The sequence below is a fragment of the Pseudomonas fluorescens HK44 genome (assembly GCF_000217955.3).
GTDB classification, from domain to species: Bacteria; Pseudomonadota; Gammaproteobacteria; order Pseudomonadales; family Pseudomonadaceae; genus Aquipseudomonas; species Aquipseudomonas fluorescens_AQ.
In genome coordinates, this window is the sequence record NZ_AFOY02000007.1 from 107942 (window position 1) to 123460 (window position 15519).

The window sequence follows — 15519 nt, forward strand, 5'->3', positions numbered from 1 at the left end:
AGACAGCAATCGCGAGCAGGCTCGCTCCCACAGGGATCCTCATCAGAACACCCCGTGGGGACCTACAGCGTTATTGCATATTGATGATGACTTCTTCCTGCCACTTCTGCGGCAGGGCCTTGGAGGTTTTTTCCCAGGCATCGGCGTCGGTGATCGGCTTGGGCTTGGCGGCTTCGTACTGCGCGGCCGGGATCAGGTTTTTCACCACATCAGCCGGCAGTTTCAGGTCTGTTTCAGCACGAATCGGGCGGGCGTTACCGCGCGCCAGGTTGATTTGGCCGGCATCGCTGAAGATGTACTCACGCGCCAGTTTGGCAGCGTTCGGGTGCTTGGCGTATTTGTTGATGATGGTGGTGTAACCGGACTTCACCGAACCGTCGGAAGGGATCAGTACGACATAGTCATCCGGGTTGACCATCTTGGCTTTATAGCTCAGGCCGTTGAAGTCCCAGACCACGCCGACCTCGACTTCACCCTTTTCCATGGTGGAAATCGTCGGGTTGGCCAGCGACAGGCGACCTTGCTTGGCGATTTCGGCGAACATCAGCAGTGCTGGCTGGATGTTCTTTTCATCACCCCCGTTGGCGATGGCGGCGGCCAATACACCGTTGGCGGCTTGTGCAGCGGTGCTCACGTCACCGATGGACACCTTGTATTTACCGGTTTTCAGATCAGCCCACTTTGTCGGGGCTTCGGAACCGTGCAGCAGCTTCTTGTTGACGATGAACGCGATGGTGCCGGTATAGGCCAGTGCCCAGTTGCCGTCCTTGTCCTTGGCCCAGTCCGGAACCTGTGCCCAGGTGCTTGGTTTATACGGTTGAACCACGCCTTGCTTGACTGCGATCGGGCCGAAGGCGGCGCCGACGTCGCCGATGTCAGCACTGGCGTTATCTTTTTCGGCGGCGAACTTGGCGATTTCCTGAGCCGAGCTCATGTCAGTGTCGATGTGCTTGAGGCCGTATTTTTTGGAGAGGTCTTCCCAGGTACCTTTCCAGTTGGCCCAGTCATCGGGCATACCGACGCTGTTGACGGCGCCTTCCGCTTTTGCAGCGGTCTCCAAGGCTTTTAAATCGGTGTCAGCCGCCATGGCTGCAGTACACATGGCGATGGTCGAGCCTAACAGTGATGCCAGGAAAAGCTGTTTCATCCGAAGCTCCTTTGGGCGTATTCAACGCTGCGTTTTGCGGTTTGTTGGTCTAGGTCAGCAATACCTGAGCCAATTTAGGTGAGCTGGATGACACTTTGATGTCGGCATCAGGCGCGCTCGCATTCTTTTCGCTCGGTAGTGAGGGCTGCGAGATAAGCGTAGACCATGACCAGAAGGCCGGTTTGTAAGGACTTGGCCGCTTATTTGCAGTGGTCTGGATCAGCCGTTCGGCGGCTTTGTCATCGATCAGTCATATGTATTGCCTAGGCTTGCAATACGTTTCAGGACGCGCTTTTTGGCGCGGTCCTGCCCAGAAACAGTGCTGGCCTAGTCCAGATAGGTAACGTTGATGCGTGAAGAGGCAACGAAAACGGTGACAGCTATCGGTCAGGTGCTCCAGGAGCAGATCGACCACGGTCTGTTGCCACCTGCAAGCAAGCTGCCGGCCGAGCGCAAGCTTAGTGAGCTGTTCGGGACCACGCGGATCACCGTGCGTGAGGCGTTATTGCAGTTGGAGGCGCAGGGGCAGATTTATCGGGAGGAGCGGCGCGGCTGGTTCGTTTCGCCACCGCGTCTGGCGTACAACCTGATGCAGCGCAGCCACTTTCACGCGATGGTCAGTGCGCAGGGGCGGGTGCCGTCGACCGAGGTGATTTCGGCGCGGTTGCAACCGGCGTCAGCGGCGGTGTGTGCCTGGTTGCAGTTGCCGGCGTTGTCGAGTGTGATTCAGATCTGCCGTTCGCGGCGCATTGATGGGCGGTTGGTTTTGTATGTCGAGCACTATTTGAATCCGCAGTTTTTTCCGGGGATTCTGGCGTTCGATCTGAATCAGTCGATTACCGAGTTGTATGCGCGGCATTACGATTTGCACTATGGGCGGGTGCGCTTCGAGATTGTGCCGACGGCGTTGTCGGTGGATGCGGCGGCTGCACTTCGGGTGTCTGTGGGCAGTCCGGGGTTGCGGATTGCGCGGGTCAATTATGATCAGCATGGGCGGTTGATCGATTGTGATCTGGAGTTTTGGCGGCATGATGCGATTCATGTCGGGGTGGATGTGGTCTGAAACTGCTTCCGCTCCTGCTCTTGTGGGAGCGAGCCTGCTCGCGATGGCGGCCTGACAGCCGACCCATCTCTTGCAGGTGTACATATCCATTCCTGCGGTAACGGCCGCTTGCGATTTCGCCCTTACGGCGAGTCACTTTTGCAGACGCCCAAAAGTAACCAAATGTATGGTCAGCCCATCTTCTGCCACCCAGCACTGATGAACGGTAAATCGAGCTTGCGCTAATGTATTCGGGCTCAGTGTGAGCACGGATAGCGCTCGGCCCTTGATGAGTAGTCGCTCCTGTCTGTCCTTTAAAAACGCTTCAGCCTCCAAAGCTCTTTTGGTTCTCAGGTTTTCAGCCAGGATGTCTGCCGTTTATCGTCATCAGCTACTGACGTCGCAAAAGCCGGTGGTGAAGCGTAAGGATCAAGCCAAAAGCTGTGAGTTGTAGGTGCCGCCCTTGGTTAGTAGCACCCAGACGATTCTGGCCATTTTGTTCGCCAGGGCACAGGCCACTTTGTTCAGAGGCTTGCGGGTGAGCAAGTTTTTGGCCCACATGCCGAGGGCGTCGGTTCGGTGATCGACTCGGTACAAAACGGTGTGAGCGCCCTGTACAAGCAGGCTTCTTAGGTATTTATCGCCCCGTTTGCTGATGCCGAGGAGGACAGTTTCGCCACCTGTTGAATACTGTCGCGGCACCAACCCCAACGATGCGGCGAAGTCGCGGGACGATTTGAAAGCCGAAGCGTCGGCGACATCGGCCACCAGAGCGCTAGCGATGAGGGGGCCGATGCCGGGGATGCTTTGCAAGCGTTGGCCGGCGTCGCTTTGGACGAGGTTTTGTTTGATCTCGACATCGAGTTTTTTGATCTCGCCAGTCAGCTGCCGAATATCTTCAAGCATGCGCTCAATGGCGTTTATCAAACGGATGGGAAGTTCACGGCTTTGCATCAGGCCCGAGACCCGATCAAGGGCGGCGTATCCGGCGGGAAAGATGACGCCGAACTCCAGGAGAAATCCATGCACTTGATTGATGACGGCGGTGCGTCGACTTACCAAGGACTTGCGCAGTCGGTGCTCAGTGCACAGCACCTGCTGTTCTACGGTTTTGACTTGGACCGAGCGGGTTCTAGGGCGCGAGGCCGCTTCACAAATGGCCTCGGCATCAATGAAGTCGTTTTTGTTGCCGGTAACATAGGCCTTCACATGTTGCGGCGCGATCAACTGCACTTGATGGCCTTGCTCCTTGATTTTCCGGGCAAGCCATTGAGAACCGCCGCAGGACTCCATGGCAATTTTGCATGTCGAAATCTGCGCCAGATAAGGGAGCAATTGGTTGCGGTTGAGCTTTTTACGCAGCACCTGATGGCCCCTGGCGTCCTGTCCATGCAGGTGGAAAGTGTTCTTGCCGATGTCGATGCCTAGAAGCGTCATGGTAGTCATGAGAGATCCTCCTTCGGTAAAAAGAGCACCCCGGCAAGTTTAGACTCGCCGAGGTTCTCGCCGGGCTGACCATCTCATTAACGCTTCGCCCCAAGCGTACGGCACCTCGCCTAGGCTCGGCGTTCCCTCGCTCCGGTGTCCATCAGGGGGCATCGCCTACGGTCTGCTTCGCGACGACCTCCTCTCGATGTGTCCGGCTGCGCCGTACGGCGCTGCGCGCCCACCCCCTGATGAACACCTGCGCTCGGCCTTCCGAAGGGGCGGTAGATCAAAAGCAAAGCACGGCGGCCTGCCGGCCGGCCTGAGTGGTTGGAGCATGCACGGCTTTGGATGTTGATCGTTCCCATGCTCTGCGTGGTAATGCAGCTCTGGACGCTGCGCGTCTGCTATTTGCGTTACTCCTTCTCCAACCCACCAGCCGCCGTCACTACTTGAATGCTCATGCGCGGTGTCGCCAAATCCAGCCCTGCTTCATCCAGATGGCGTTTGAGTGACAGGTTGAACGCTCTTGAAACTTCCCATTGTTTGATCGGTGCGGTCTTGAATCGGGCGCGAAGAATCGCGCTGCCGGACTCGAAACTCTCGACACCCTGAATCTCCAGCGGCGACCAGATGTTGCGGCGTTGTATCGGGTCGGTGCGCATTTTCTGGCCGACGTCGCGCATCAGTTTGATCGCATCATCGATTTCCATGTTGTAGGGCACTGCCACCCGGAAGATCGCGTAGCCGAATTCCCGTGAGTAGTTCTTGATGCTTTTGATTTCACTGAACGGGATGGTGTGTACGATGCCGTCGATGTCCCGCAGGCGCACGGTGCGGATGGTCAGGCCTTCGACGGTGCCCAAGTGGCCGCCGACGTCCACGTAGTCGTCGATAGCCAGGGAGTCTTCGATGATGATGAACAGCCCGGTGATCAGGTCGGCAACCAGCGACTGCGCGCCGAAACCGATGGCTAGGCCGATCACGCCGGCACCCGCCAGCAGCGGTGTGACGTTCATGCCCATGTTGGCCAGGGCGACGATCAGCCCGATGATGAAGATCGCCACGAACAGCACGTTGCGAATCAGCGGCATCATGGTTTGCGCCCGCGCATTGGCCTGGCCTTTGCGTGAGCGGGTGAGGGCGTGGTGCACGGCGGTGTCGCTGAGGATCCAGATCAGCCACGCGAAGATCAGCGTACCGCCCAGGCTGAACAGTTTGACGCTGACTTCATGGCCTTCGCCTTCGGTGAAGCGGATCAGCGACATGCCCCAGACCCGCAAGCCCAGTTCGATGAACACCAGCCACACCGCCAGATGCGCGAGGGTATAGAAGAAGTTCTTCAGGCGCTCCGAATACAGCGCGTGACGCTTTGCCCCGCGTTGCGGTTTGAGCGCGTGGCGGCGGACCAAGCCGTTGATGACCATGCACAACACCAGCAGCACGGTGCAGATCAGTGATTGGCGCAGCGCGGTGCTGGTGTCGCCAGCCGAGACGAAGGTGGCAAACAGCGAGATCCCTACCAGCACCAGCGCAGGCAAGAACCAGAAGGTCCCAAGAATCTCGATCGTGTCGCTCAGCGCACGGCGGGTCAGTCGCCGCGACAGCGGCTGGTTGCGGATCAGGTGGGCAATGGGCCGACGGAATCGCAGAATGAACAGGCCGGTGAATATCGCTGCCAGCACATTGGCGATGGTCGCGGTGGTGTGGGCCAGGTGAATACCGAGGCTGTTGACCAGCCGTGGGTCGTTCAAGGCTTCACCGAAGGCCGCAAAACTGCCAATCAGCCACAGTGGGCGAAAGGCCTGGTGCCGCAGGATGTACAGGGCGCGATGGCGGTGCGGGCCGTCGAGCACCGAGAACGCGATCACGCAGATCGCCGAGAAGCAGGTGCCGACCACCAGTGCATAGGCCAGCACCATGGCCAGGTATTTACCCAGCGATGAGGGCAAGGCATAGCTCATGTAGACGGTAATCAGCAGCGCGATCAGCCAGGGGCCGAGTTTACGCAGGGCAAAGCGCAGCATGTCCCAGGTCTTGGGGTGTTGCGGCAGTTCTTCGGTCAGGCCGAAGCGCGTTCGAACACGATGACCAAGCCAGATCAGCGCAGCGGCAAGCAGGCTCCAGAGCATCAGGATCAGGGCGAAGGCAAAGAGCATCGGCAGCCATTCGCTGGCCGGCAGCATCAGCGCACTCAGTTCGTCCTTGGCCAGTTCGAACTCATCGGACCAGCGAGTGAGCGGGCTGTCGGCACCGGAAAACTGTTTTTCGAGGTTGGCCAGGGTGCCGCCGATCAAGCCAAGCACACCGTCTTCTTCGGGTGTCTGGGCCTTTTTAGTGGTGTCGCGCAGTTTCTTCAGGTCGGTCAGCAATCTGGCTCGTTGCTGATCGTTTTCCAGCGATTTGATCACTTCGTCCAGCGATTGCCCCAGCGGTGCGGTCGCTTCCGGTTGGGCTTTTGGTGAGCCGTTGAGCAGGCCCGGCAGGCTGACGGCCTGAGCAGGGGCCACGGCAAGCAGCATCAACAGGCAGAGGAACAGCGTAGACGGCAGGGCAAAAAGACGAGCGAACACTAGGTGGTCAACCTCAACAGGGTGCAGGTCGACCGAGTGTACGAGTGGGGCAAAACCAATGCGAGCGCAGCGAATGCTTTTATTCGTTCAGTTTGGCGAGGATTTTGTAAATCACGGTGGCGAGGATCAGCAGCATGCCGACCCACATCGAGAACACCCCGGCGTTCTTGTCACGAAAATTGAAGCCGACGGCCAGCAGGATCATTCCCGAGAGAATCGGAATGAGCATGGAGTTGAAAACAGACATCGAGATCATGACGACAGCCTTGTCGGGGAAGGTGATGTAAGTCTAGGTGGCTTTTGTGCTAACCGGGTTGATGGGTATCAGAAATGGTTCAGCAGCATCCCGTAATCCCTGCGGCGAGGGAGCAAGCTCCCTCGCCGCAGGGATTACGTTACGGCAACTCGCGGCACGCGTAGAAAGCGCTGAGCACTTTGACCAGGTGCGCCAGGTCATGGCTGCCGCACAGTTCGCGGATCGAGTGCATGGCAAACGTCGGCAGACCTATGTCTACGGTGCGCACGCCCAGATGGCTGGCGGTGATTGGACCGATGGTCGAGCCACAGCCCATGTCGCTGCGCACCACGAAGCTTTGCACCGGAACTTCTTCGGCCATGCACAGATGACGGAAGAACCCTGCGGTTTCGCTATTGGTGGCGTAGCGCTGGTTGCTGTTGACCTTGATCACCGGGCCGGCATTGAGTTTCGGGCCGTGGTTGGCGTCGTGCTTGTCGGCGTAGTTGGGGTGTACGCCGTGGGCGTTGTCGGCCGAGACTAGCAGCGATTTCTGAATGGTGCGGACGAACTCGTCACCCTCGGGCAGCAGACGACGCAGGGTTTGTTCGAGCATCGGGCCATCGGCACCGCAGGCCGAGCAGGAGCCGACTTCTTCGTGGTCGTTGCACACCAGCACGCAGGTTTCATTGGTTTCAGCTGTCAGCAAGGCTTGCAGGCCGGCGTAGCACGACAGCAGGTTGTCCAGGCGCGCACCGGCAATGAAGTCGCCGTGCAGGCCGATGACGGCGGCGCTTTGGGTGTCGTAGAAGCTCAGCTCGTAATCAAGCACCACGTCGGCGTTCAGGCCGTGTTCCCGGGCCAATTGGTCGGTGAGCACGGCGCGGAAGTCCACACGCTCGTCACCGGCAAATTGCGCAAGGATCGGCGGCAGTTCGGTCTGGGCGTTGATCGCCCAGCCCATGTTGGCTTCACGGTTGAGGTGAATGGCCAGGTTGGGGATGGTGGCAATCGGTGCCTTGAAGTCGATCAGCTGGCTTTCGACCTTGCCGTCGCGGCGAAAGGTCACGCGACCGGCCAGCGACAGGTCACGGTCAAACCAGGGGGCGAGCAATGCGCCGCCATAGACTTCGACGCCCAACTGCCAGAAACCCTGACGTTGCAGCTCAGGTTGTGGCTTGACCCGCAGGCATGGGCTGTCGGTATGAGCGCCGACCAGACGGATGCCATCGTGCAGTGGGGAATTGCGGCCCATCTTGATCGCGACAATCGAGGAGTCGTTGCGCGTGACGTAGTAGCGACCATTGGCTTCGGTGGTCCAGGGCTCGCGCTCGTCAAGGCGCTGATAACCCGCCGCTTCCAGGCGCTGTACAAGGCTGGCGGTGGCATGGAATGGGGTGGGGGAGGCCTTGAGGAAGTCGATCAGGCCTTGGTTCAACTCTTCGCGCATAAGTAGCTCCAGACAGCAGTGCCGCGAGTTTACCGTATTGATCAGAGAATTGGCGGAGGACTGCTGGTGTGGAAGATCCCTTTGGGAGCGAGCCTGCTCGCGAAGGCGGCGTGTCAGGCGACATCCATGCTGTCTGTCCCTTGGCAATCGCGAGCAGGCTCGCTCCCACATTTTTTACGGTTGTTGCTCTAGAACGGTGCCGGGCACTCGAAGCGCAGGCGCTTGCCACTTTGCGGGTGGGTAAAGCTGAGCATGCTGGCGTGCAGGCACAGGCGCGGCCAGGCCGCCAGGGCTTGCGGGTGAGCGTAAAGCCCGTCACCCAACAACGGATGGCCGATGGACAGCATGTGCACGCGCAACTGATGCGAGCGGCCGGTAATCGGCGTCAGTTCCACCCGGCACCAGTCGCCGCAACGTTCCAGCACGCGCCAGAAGGTCAGCGCATGTTTGCCGAATTCATGATCCACCACGTGGCGAGGTTTGGTCGGTGGGTCGTAGCGCAACGGCAAATCAATGCTGCCGCTGTCCAGTTCCGGCTGGCCCCAGCACAGTGCGGTGTAGGCTTTTTCGGTTTCGCGGTCGTGAAACTGCCGAGACAACTCGCGATGGGTATCGGGGTCGCGGGCCAGCAGGATGATCCCGGAAGTTTCCCAGTCCAGTCGATGGACGATGCGGGCTTCCGGGTAGCCGTTTTCTTGCAGGCGGGTGATCAGGCAGTCCTTGTTGTCATCGGCGCGACCGGGCACGGAGAGCAGCAGGGTAGGCTTGTCCACCACCAGTACGGCGGCGTCCTGATGGATGATGCGGATATTCGACAGCGGCATTAAAACAGCCTCGTAACAAACGCCAACGGCGGCTCAGGTCCTTCAGGTTTCCCCCCGTAGGAGCAAAGCTTGCTCGCGATCCAGGCAACTCGGTGTGCCTGGCACACCGGGTTGATGCTATCGCGAGCAAGCTTTGCTCCTACGGGGCGGGACTTGAAGAATCTGAGCCGCCGTGGCTCCAGCCGGATCGACTCAGCGATCAGGCAGGGTGATATTGAGTTCCAGAATCGAGCAGCTGCCCTGGTTTTCCAGTGCGACGTGCACGTCATCGGACCCGATATTGACGTACTTGCGGATCACCTCCACCAGTTCCTTCTGCAAGGCCGGCAAGTAATCAGGGGTACTGCGTTGGCCGCGTTCATGCGCCACGATGATCTGTAGACGCTCTTTCGCTACCGACGCGGTGCTTACTTTTTTGTTGGCACGAAAGAAGTCAAAAAGATTCATTATCTACCTCCAAACAGGCGCTCGAAGAATCCCTTCTTCTCAACGTCAAGGAACCGGTGTTCCACGGTTTTGCCCAGCAGACGATCGACGGCATCGCTGTACGCCTGACCGGCGTCGCTCTGGTCGTCGAGAATCACTGGTACGCCTTGGTTGGAAGCTTTGAGTACGGCTTGCGACTCTGGAATCACGCCCAGCAGGGTGACCGCCAGAATTTCCTTGACGTCTTCGACGCCGAGCATTTCGCCATTGCTGACGCGTGCAGGATTGTAGCGGGTCAGCAGCAGGTGTTCCTTGATCGGGTCTTCGCCGTTTTCGGCGCGACGCGATTTGCTCGCCAGCAGGCCGAGCATGCGGTCCGAGTCACGAACCGAGGAGACTTCCGGGTTGGTCACGACAATCGCTTCATCCGCGAAGTACATGGCCAGGTGAGCGCCTTTCTCGATGCCCGCCGGAGAGTCGCAGACCACGAATTCGAAGTCTTCCTTGAGCTGCATCAGGACCTTTTCCACGCCTTCCTGGGTCAGCGCGTCTTTGTCGCGGGTCTGACTGGCGGCCAGCACGTAGAGGTTTTCCAGGCGCTTGTCTTTGATCAGGGCTTGCTGCAGGTTGGCTTCGCCGTTGACCACGTTGACGAAGTCATACACCACGCGACGCTCGCAACCCATGATCAGGTCGAGGTTACGCAGGCCGACGTCGAAGTCGACAATAACTGTTTTGTGACCGCGCAAAGCGAGGCCGGTACCGATAGCGGCGCTGGTGGTGGTCTTACCCACACCACCCTTGCCGGATGTAACCACGAGAATCTTGGCCAAGGTGTTTCACCCCTAAGGAAAAAGGACTTTTAGCCCCTGAAAAACATCTCCTGAAAACTACTGCAGTCGGACAGCCTTGGCTGGAATCCGGTGTTGGGTGGGGTTTACCTCGGGTAAACACTACCTTGTGCCATTTTCCTACTTCGTTTGAGCCGTTTTCGCTACGTTTTAGAGATGCTTGGAAAATGCGGCAGTATCCGTTAAAGCCGAATGATGTTCAACACGTCACCCGACAGGCTGACTTGCACACCGGCCCCCCACAGCGGATCGCGGCGCAGATCTTCGGAAACCTTGTAGTGACCAGCGATGGAGAGTAGTTCAGCGCTCAATTGCTGACAGAAAATCCGTGCCTTGGAGTCACCCTTTACACCGGCCAGTGCACGACCACGCATCGGTCCGTATACATGGATGTTGCCATCGGCGAGAAGTTCCGCCCCCGGGCTGACCGAGGAAACCACTACCAAATCGCCACCCTGGGCATAAATCTGCTGGCCACCACGTACTGGCGAAGTGATTATTCGGGTCGGTTTAATGGTCGGCTCAGGCGGTTTTTCCGGCTTTTTCCTGACTTCGCCTTCGTGCGGGTCGAGTGCACGTTCGCGCGCGCCAGACGGCGGCAGCACCGGCAGGTCGACGGCAATGGCGGCGGCGATGTCTTCGATGCGACTGGCGCGGATGGCCAGCGTGCGCAAGCCATGGTGGCGGCAAACACGCATCAGCGCAGGCAGGTCGATCGCGCCTTCAGTGGCCGGGAGTTTGTCCAGGGCCAGCACCAGCGGCGCATTGCTGAAAAAGTTAGGCGCCAGGGCGACCTTCGCGGCCAGTTGTCGGTCGAGGCTTTCGAGGTCATTGCGGGCCAGTTCCAGCACCGTAATGGCGAGCATGCTGCCCTTCAACTGGAACACGGGATCTTGGTCTAGCGGTTCGGTTTGGCTCATGGTCGGCATAAAACGGCTTGTCACTAAAAGTGCCGAGACTTATAACGAGAACGCCCGTAAGCCGCAAGCCGGGTCGAACCGATGTAGAATGCGCGGCCTTGTTGTCTGTCCGGAATCGTTAATGGATCGCCCGCAATTTCGAGCTGCATTTTTTCATCCGCGTTTTTGGCCGCTATGGTGCGGTCTAGGGCTGCTGTGGCTGATCGTTCAACTGCCGTATCCGCTGTTGCTGCGCATTGGTCGCCTGCTGGGTAGCGGGATGTATCGGGTTGCCACCGATCGTCGGCGCATAGCCAAACGCAACCTGGAACTGTGTTTCCCGGAAAAAACACCAGCCGAGCGCAAGCGTCTGCTCAAAGAGAACTTCGCCTCGACCGGCATTGCCTTCTTCGAGATGGCCATGAGCTGGTGGTGGTCCCGCGCGCGCCTGGCACGCCTGGCCCATGTCGAGGGCCTTGAGCACCTCAAACAGGCTCAACGCGACGGCAAGGGTGTGATCCTGATGGCGTTGCACTTCACGACTCTGGAGATCGGCGCGGCGTTGCTCGGCCAGCAGCACACCATCGACGGCATGTACCGCGAACATAAAAACCCGCTGTTCGATTTCATTCAGCGGCGCGGTCGTGAGCGGCATAACCTCGACTCGCTGGCGGTAGAGCGCGATGACGTACGCGGTATGCTCAAGTTACTGCGCGCTGGTCGGGCCATCTGGTACGCACCGGATCAGGACTACGGCGCCAAGCAAAGTATCTTTGTGCCGTTGTTCGGCATTCTGGCCGCTACCGTGCCCGCTACCAGCAAATTCGCCAAGCTGGGCAAGGCGCTGGTGGTGCCGTTCACCCAGGAACGCCTGGCCGATGGCAGTGGTTACCGTCTGGTGATCCATGCGCCGCTGAGCGATTTTCCGGGTGAAAGCGACGAGGTCGACTGCATCCGGATCAACCAGTGGGTCGAAGGCTGCGTGCGCAATTGTCCCGAGCAATACCTCTGGACCCATCGACGTTTCAAGAGTCGTCCGCCCGGCGAGCCGAAATTGTATGCCAAGCGTGGTTGAATCCATTTCGGCAGACTGGATTGAAAGCCCGAAGCACCATGGAGTGTTGCGATGAGTTCAGCTGAGCCGGTTACAGGCTTGATTCTTTCCGGCGGCGGGGCTCGGGCGGCGTATCAGGTCGGAGTGCTGGCAGCGATTGCCGAGCTGCTGCCGGCAGGTTCCGCCAATCCGTTTCCGGTGATTGTCGGCACTTCGGCCGGAGCGATCAATGCGGTAAGCCTGGCCAGCGGGGCGACGGACTTTACCGCCGCCATCGAGCGATTGACCGCGTTCTGGCAGGGCTTTCGCAGCGACCTGGTGTTACGCAGCGATTGGCCGGGAGTCATCAGCCAGGCCGCTCGGTTTGTCAGTCACAGCCTGCTGGGGATTGGTGCAAAAGTACCGGTGGCGCTGGTCAACAGTTCCCCGCTGCGCGATCTGTTGAACCATAACCTGCACCTGTCCGGCATCAATGAAGCCATTGCACAAAAACAACTGCATGCGGTGGCCGTGACCGCATTCGGTTATGAGTCCGGGCAAGCCGTGACCTTTTATCAGGGTGGCCGGAGTATCGATGCCTGGCTGCGCCATCGACGTATCGGCGTGCCGACTCAATTGACAGTCGACCATCTGCTCGCGAGTTCGGCGATCCCGTTGTTGTTTGCGCCCGTGAAGATCGGCAACGAGTACTTCGGCGACGGTGCGGTGCGTCAGTCGGCGCCGATCAGCCCGGCCCTGCACCTGGGGGCGAGCAGGGTGCTGGTGGTGGGCGTCAGTGGTAACCCGCGCGGCGTTGATCCCGATAATCCGTTGCAGCGCACGTACACCGGTCAGCAACCCTCGTTGGCGCAGATTGGCGGGCACATGCTCAACAGTACGTTCATTGACAGCCTGGAGGGCGACATCGAGCTGTTGCAACGCTTGAACCAGTTCAGTCACTTGTTACCGGCGAGTACCGCCGTCCGCAGCCTCGGCGTGGCACCGGTGGACGTGTTGGTGATTGCTCCAAGTCAACCGATCGATGAAATCGCCGCGCGGCATCGGCAAGAGCTGCCGGCTGCGTTGCGACTGTTCTTGCGTGGGCCGGGTGCGACCAGGACCAGTGGTGCGGGGGTGCTGAGTTATTTGCTGTTCGAGGCGGGGTATTGCAGCGAGTTGATCGAGCTTGGCCGCCGCGATGCCTTGGCCAAGCGCGAAGAGTTGTGCCGGTTTTTGGGGTTGGAAGAGCCGGCAATCCCGGCTTGATAACTGCGGCGAGGCCATCGCGAGCAGGCTCCCACAGAGGATCGTTGTCGAGCACAAGAACTGTGTGCACTGAAGATCAAATAATGTGGGAGCGAGCCTGCTCGCGATGGCGTACTTCCAGGCGACAAATAACTACGCCGTCAACCGATCATCGCGAAAATCACGCAACGCCTGTTCGATTTCCTCCCGGGTATTCATCACGAACGGCCCGTACTGCACGATCGGCTCTCCCAGCGGTTTACCGGCGATCAACAGCACGCGGGCTCCGGACTCGCTGCTCAGTTGCAGCTCGCCTTCATCCGACAAACGGACCAGTTTGCTGACGCCGACGCTCTGGGTTTGCCCCGGCAACTCCACACTGCCGTCATACACATAAAGCAGTGCCCGATGCCCATTCGGTAGTTTCGGCGTGATGCTAGTGCCAGCCGGCAGATGGAAATCAAAGTAATACGGCTCGGTGTCTGGTCGTTGTACCGCACCGGTTTGCTTGACGGTGCCGTCGTCGAACAGACCGGCGATCACCACCACCTCGACGCCTTGCGCGGTTTTCAGCCGTGGAATGTCCGTCGGCTGAATGTCCCGATAACTGGCCGGATCGAGCTTGTGCTTGCCTGGCAGGTTCAGCCACAGCTGGAAGCCGCGCATCACGCCTTCTTCCTGCTCCGGCATCTCGCTGTGGATGATGCCCTTGGCGGCAGTCATCCATTGCACGCCACCGCCTTGCAGCAAACCGACGTTACCCAGATGGTCCTCATGGCGCATGCGCCCTTCGAGCATGTAGGTCACGGTTTCGAAGCCGCGGTGCGGATGGGGTGGGAAGCCGGCAATGTAGTCGTCGGGATTTTCCGAGCCGAACTCGTCAAGCATCAGGAACGGGTCGAAGCGTTCGACGCCAGCACCACCAAATACCCGGGTCAGTTTGACCCCGGCGCCATCGGACGCGGGTTGGCCTGTATGCAGGCTAAGCACTTTGCGAAATTGAGTCATCGGTGCAACTCCTTGATCAGAGTGGAATGGCGCCATGCTATGCCAGACGGATTGATCAATGGTTGCGAATTTTGCGGGGGTTTAATCGGGTTGTTCGATGTGTCGGCGGCAAAGCAAAAGACCGCAGCCGGCGCCGGTCACTACACTCGATGCGCTTGTGTAGTAGCTGGCGAAGCCTGCGATCTTTCAACCCTGGATCAGAAGTGGTACTTCACCAGCAAGCTCGTGGCGCTCTGATTGGTGGTGAAGTCCTTCGTGTCTTCGATGGCGTACTTGTTCTTCCAGTAATCGTACTCGACACCGACGTACAGCTGCTTCTCGCCCCAGTGCAAGGCTTTGCCCAGGTCATACTTGATCTGCGGGTTGAAGTGCAGGTTGGCGTGGTAGGTGCCTTGGCTGTTCTTGTCGTTGTCGACCACCCAGTCCATGTAACCGTCGATCAGCACGCTGGAGCTGCCCACCGGGATGGTGTAGGACCATACCGGAGTGATCTGCCAGATGTTGTTACCCGGGCGTTTGTCGTCGGTGTGGCGATTGTAGAAGTTCAGCTGGAAGTAATCGAAACCGGGAATGGCCAGGTCGAAGCCTGGACCGATCAGGTAGGAGTTGACGTCGCCTTCACCGGTCTCGTAGGTCATGGCCAGCAGGACGTCCTTGATCGGGCCGAACTCGAGTTTCCGGTCGAAGATCTTGCCGAACGAAAGACGCGGGCTGAACTCGCCGTAGTACGTGTTATTGCCGAGGTAGGCGTCAGGTTTGCCGTTGTAGAAAATCTTGTCGATGAACAGGAAGTTGTCCCCGTATTTCCAGGCATCGGCGTGCTCGAAGGTCACGGTTTGCTGGATGCTCGGGTTGACTTTGAAGTCTTTGCCATAAAGATAGGTCAGGCTGTTGTTCTGCCACTGCAGCAGGTCGCCGGCCATGGCCTGGCCCCCCGCCAGCAAGGATCCAGCGAGCATCAGGCTAGTGCACGTACGGTTCATTCGGTTGCTCCCAAAGTAAGTGGTTCCACGTTTTTTTTTGAGTCGGCGCTCTGCTGTGGCGCCTGTTTTTCGTTGCCGTAAAAAGTTATCCCGCCGGTCGGTTTCAGTGCTCCGGCAAGCGCAGAGCCAAGGCTTTTCAAAAGCCAAAGAACGCCCGCCCGGCTGTTCGAAAACAGTCGATCAAGCGTCCATTCGGTTTTTATTGGAGTGTGCCGTGTGACCGTCCAGAGCCGGGATAAGCTGGCTATCTGGTCAGGAAATAATTCCGGGCTTTTTTTTAGAGCCGATTCAGGCGGCCGCGGAGAATACTGACTCCCGCGCCATGGCTCAAGCGCCCCGCAACGGAGCGCCGCTATCAAGTTTGTCATCGTGTTGCTC

General features: G+C 58.9%; 15 protein-coding genes. 3 read left to right on the forward strand and 12 right to left on the reverse strand.

Translation table 11 applies throughout. From position 1 onward, the window contains the following. Nucleotides 1-70 precede the first annotated feature (70 nt). A complete protein-coding gene (locus HK44_RS06105) occupies nt 71-1147 on the reverse strand; it encodes an ABC transporter substrate-binding protein (protein WP_019693055.1) in 1077 nt (358 codons plus the stop codon). Between the two features lie 349 nt (nt 1148-1496). Between HK44_RS06105 and phnR the strand changes: the two genes are divergently transcribed. Next, the gene (gene phnR / locus HK44_RS06110) at nt 1497-2210 is read left to right on the forward strand and encodes a phosphonate utilization transcriptional regulator PhnR (RefSeq protein WP_019693054.1); all 714 of its coding nucleotides are present in this window, start codon (nt 1497-1499) and stop codon (nt 2208-2210) included. A 408-nt stretch (nt 2211-2618) separates the two neighbouring features. On the opposite strand, the gene HK44_RS06115 is transcribed toward phnR, so the two are convergent. The 8 genes from HK44_RS06115 to minC form a co-directional block, all read right to left on the reverse strand. Beyond that, entirely contained in the window at nt 2619-3635 is a 1017-nt protein-coding gene (locus tag HK44_RS06115) for an IS110 family transposase (protein WP_019693053.1), read from the reverse strand. A 395-nt stretch (nt 3636-4030) separates the two neighbouring features. Then, nucleotides 4031-6187, reverse strand: coding sequence for a mechanosensitive ion channel family protein (locus tag HK44_RS06120; RefSeq protein ID WP_019693052.1), 2157 nt, complete (start codon nt 6185-6187; stop codon nt 4031-4033). Nucleotides 6188-6266: 79 nt separating this feature from the next. Beyond that, the gene (locus HK44_RS06125; RefSeq protein WP_019693051.1) at nt 6267-6443 is read right to left on the reverse strand and encodes a hypothetical protein; all 177 of its coding nucleotides are present in this window, start codon (nt 6441-6443) and stop codon (nt 6267-6269) included. Nucleotides 6444-6582: 139 nt separating this feature from the next. Beyond that, entirely contained in the window at nt 6583-7872 is a 1290-nt protein-coding gene (locus HK44_RS06130; RefSeq protein ID WP_019693050.1) for a M18 family aminopeptidase, read from the reverse strand. Between the two features lie 188 nt (nt 7873-8060). Then, nucleotides 8061-8696, reverse strand: a complete 636-nt coding sequence (locus tag HK44_RS06135; RefSeq protein ID WP_019693049.1) for an RluA family pseudouridine synthase — start codon at nt 8694-8696, stop codon at nt 8061-8063. A gap of 192 nt (nt 8697-8888) precedes the next feature. Continuing rightward, the gene (gene minE, locus HK44_RS06140) at nt 8889-9143 is read right to left on the reverse strand and encodes a cell division topological specificity factor MinE (protein ID WP_019693048.1); all 255 of its coding nucleotides are present in this window, start codon (nt 9141-9143) and stop codon (nt 8889-8891) included. Beyond that, nucleotides 9143-9955 carry a septum site-determining protein MinD gene (gene minD / locus HK44_RS06145; protein ID WP_019693047.1) on the reverse strand — a complete coding sequence of 271 codons (813 nt, stop codon included), beginning with the start codon at nt 9953-9955 and terminating at the stop codon, nt 9143-9145. The genes minE and minD overlap by 1 nt, the downstream gene beginning before the upstream one ends. 200 nt (nt 9956-10155) lie before the next feature. Further along, nucleotides 10156-10893: a septum site-determining protein MinC gene (gene minC / locus HK44_RS06150; RefSeq protein ID WP_024264774.1), complete on the reverse strand. Its 738-nt coding sequence runs from the start codon at nt 10891-10893 to the stop codon at nt 10156-10158. Nucleotides 10894-11014: 121 nt separating this feature from the next. On the opposite strand from minC, the gene HK44_RS06155 reads away from it, so the two are divergent. Beyond that, a complete protein-coding gene (locus HK44_RS06155; RefSeq protein ID WP_019693045.1) occupies nt 11015-11947 on the forward strand; it encodes a lipid A biosynthesis lauroyl acyltransferase in 933 nt (310 codons plus the stop codon). Nucleotides 11948-11998: 51 nt separating this feature from the next. Then, nucleotides 11999-13171, forward strand: coding sequence for a patatin-like phospholipase family protein (locus tag HK44_RS06160; RefSeq protein ID WP_019693044.1), 1173 nt, complete (start codon nt 11999-12001; stop codon nt 13169-13171). A 132-nt stretch (nt 13172-13303) separates the two neighbouring features. Here HK44_RS06160 and HK44_RS06165 read toward each other — a convergent pair whose 3' ends face one another. From HK44_RS06165 to HK44_RS06175, 3 genes are all read right to left on the reverse strand, one after another. After that, on the reverse strand, nt 13304-14158 hold the full coding sequence (locus HK44_RS06165; RefSeq protein ID WP_019693043.1) for a pirin family protein: 855 nt from the start codon (nt 14156-14158) through the stop codon (nt 13304-13306). Between the two features lie 197 nt (nt 14159-14355). Then, complete coding sequence (locus tag HK44_RS06170) at nt 14356-15141, reverse strand: outer membrane protein OmpK (protein ID WP_019693042.1); 786 nt, start codon at nt 15139-15141, stop codon at nt 14356-14358. After that, entirely contained in the window at nt 15138-15509 is a 372-nt protein-coding gene (locus HK44_RS06175; protein ID WP_141651681.1) for a hypothetical protein, read from the reverse strand. Before HK44_RS06175 ends, HK44_RS06170 begins: the two co-directional genes overlap by 4 nt. Nucleotides 15510-15519 lie beyond the last annotated feature (10 nt).

What these genes read in the sequence shown, in the direction of transcription:
- HK44_RS06155 (WP_019693045.1), top strand. Translation starts at nt 11,015, where the DNA reads ATGGATCGCCCGCAATTTCGAGCTGCATTTTTTCATCCGCGTTTTTGG.
- HK44_RS06135 (WP_019693049.1), bottom strand. Translation starts at nt 8,696, where the DNA reads ATGCCGCTGTCGAATATCCGCATCATCCATCAGGACGCCGCCGTACTG.
- HK44_RS06125 (WP_019693051.1), bottom strand. Translation starts at nt 6,443, where the DNA reads ATGATCTCGATGTCTGTTTTCAACTCCATGCTCATTCCGATTCTCTCG.
- HK44_RS06105 (WP_019693055.1), bottom strand. Translation starts at nt 1,147, where the DNA reads ATGAAACAGCTTTTCCTGGCATCACTGTTAGGCTCGACCATCGCCATG.
- minC (WP_024264774.1), bottom strand. Translation starts at nt 10,893, where the DNA reads ATGAGCCAAACCGAACCGCTAGACCAAGATCCCGTGTTCCAGTTGAAG.
- HK44_RS06170 (WP_019693042.1), bottom strand. Translation starts at nt 15,141, where the DNA reads ATGAACCGTACGTGCACTAGCCTGATGCTCGCTGGATCCTTGCTGGCG.
- minE (WP_019693048.1), bottom strand. Translation starts at nt 9,143, where the DNA reads ATGAATCTTTTTGACTTCTTTCGTGCCAACAAAAAAGTAAGCACCGCG.
- HK44_RS06130 (WP_019693050.1), bottom strand. Translation starts at nt 7,872, where the DNA reads ATGCGCGAAGAGTTGAACCAAGGCCTGATCGACTTCCTCAAGGCCTCC.
- HK44_RS06160 (WP_019693044.1), top strand. Translation starts at nt 11,999, where the DNA reads ATGAGTTCAGCTGAGCCGGTTACAGGCTTGATTCTTTCCGGCGGCGGG.
- HK44_RS06165 (WP_019693043.1), bottom strand. Translation starts at nt 14,158, where the DNA reads ATGACTCAATTTCGCAAAGTGCTTAGCCTGCATACAGGCCAACCCGCG.
- phnR (WP_019693054.1), top strand. Translation starts at nt 1,497, where the DNA reads ATGCGTGAAGAGGCAACGAAAACGGTGACAGCTATCGGTCAGGTGCTC.
- HK44_RS06175 (WP_141651681.1), bottom strand. Translation starts at nt 15,509, where the DNA reads ATGACAAACTTGATAGCGGCGCTCCGTTGCGGGGCGCTTGAGCCATGG.
- HK44_RS06115 (WP_019693053.1), bottom strand. Translation starts at nt 3,635, where the DNA reads ATGACTACCATGACGCTTCTAGGCATCGACATCGGCAAGAACACTTTC.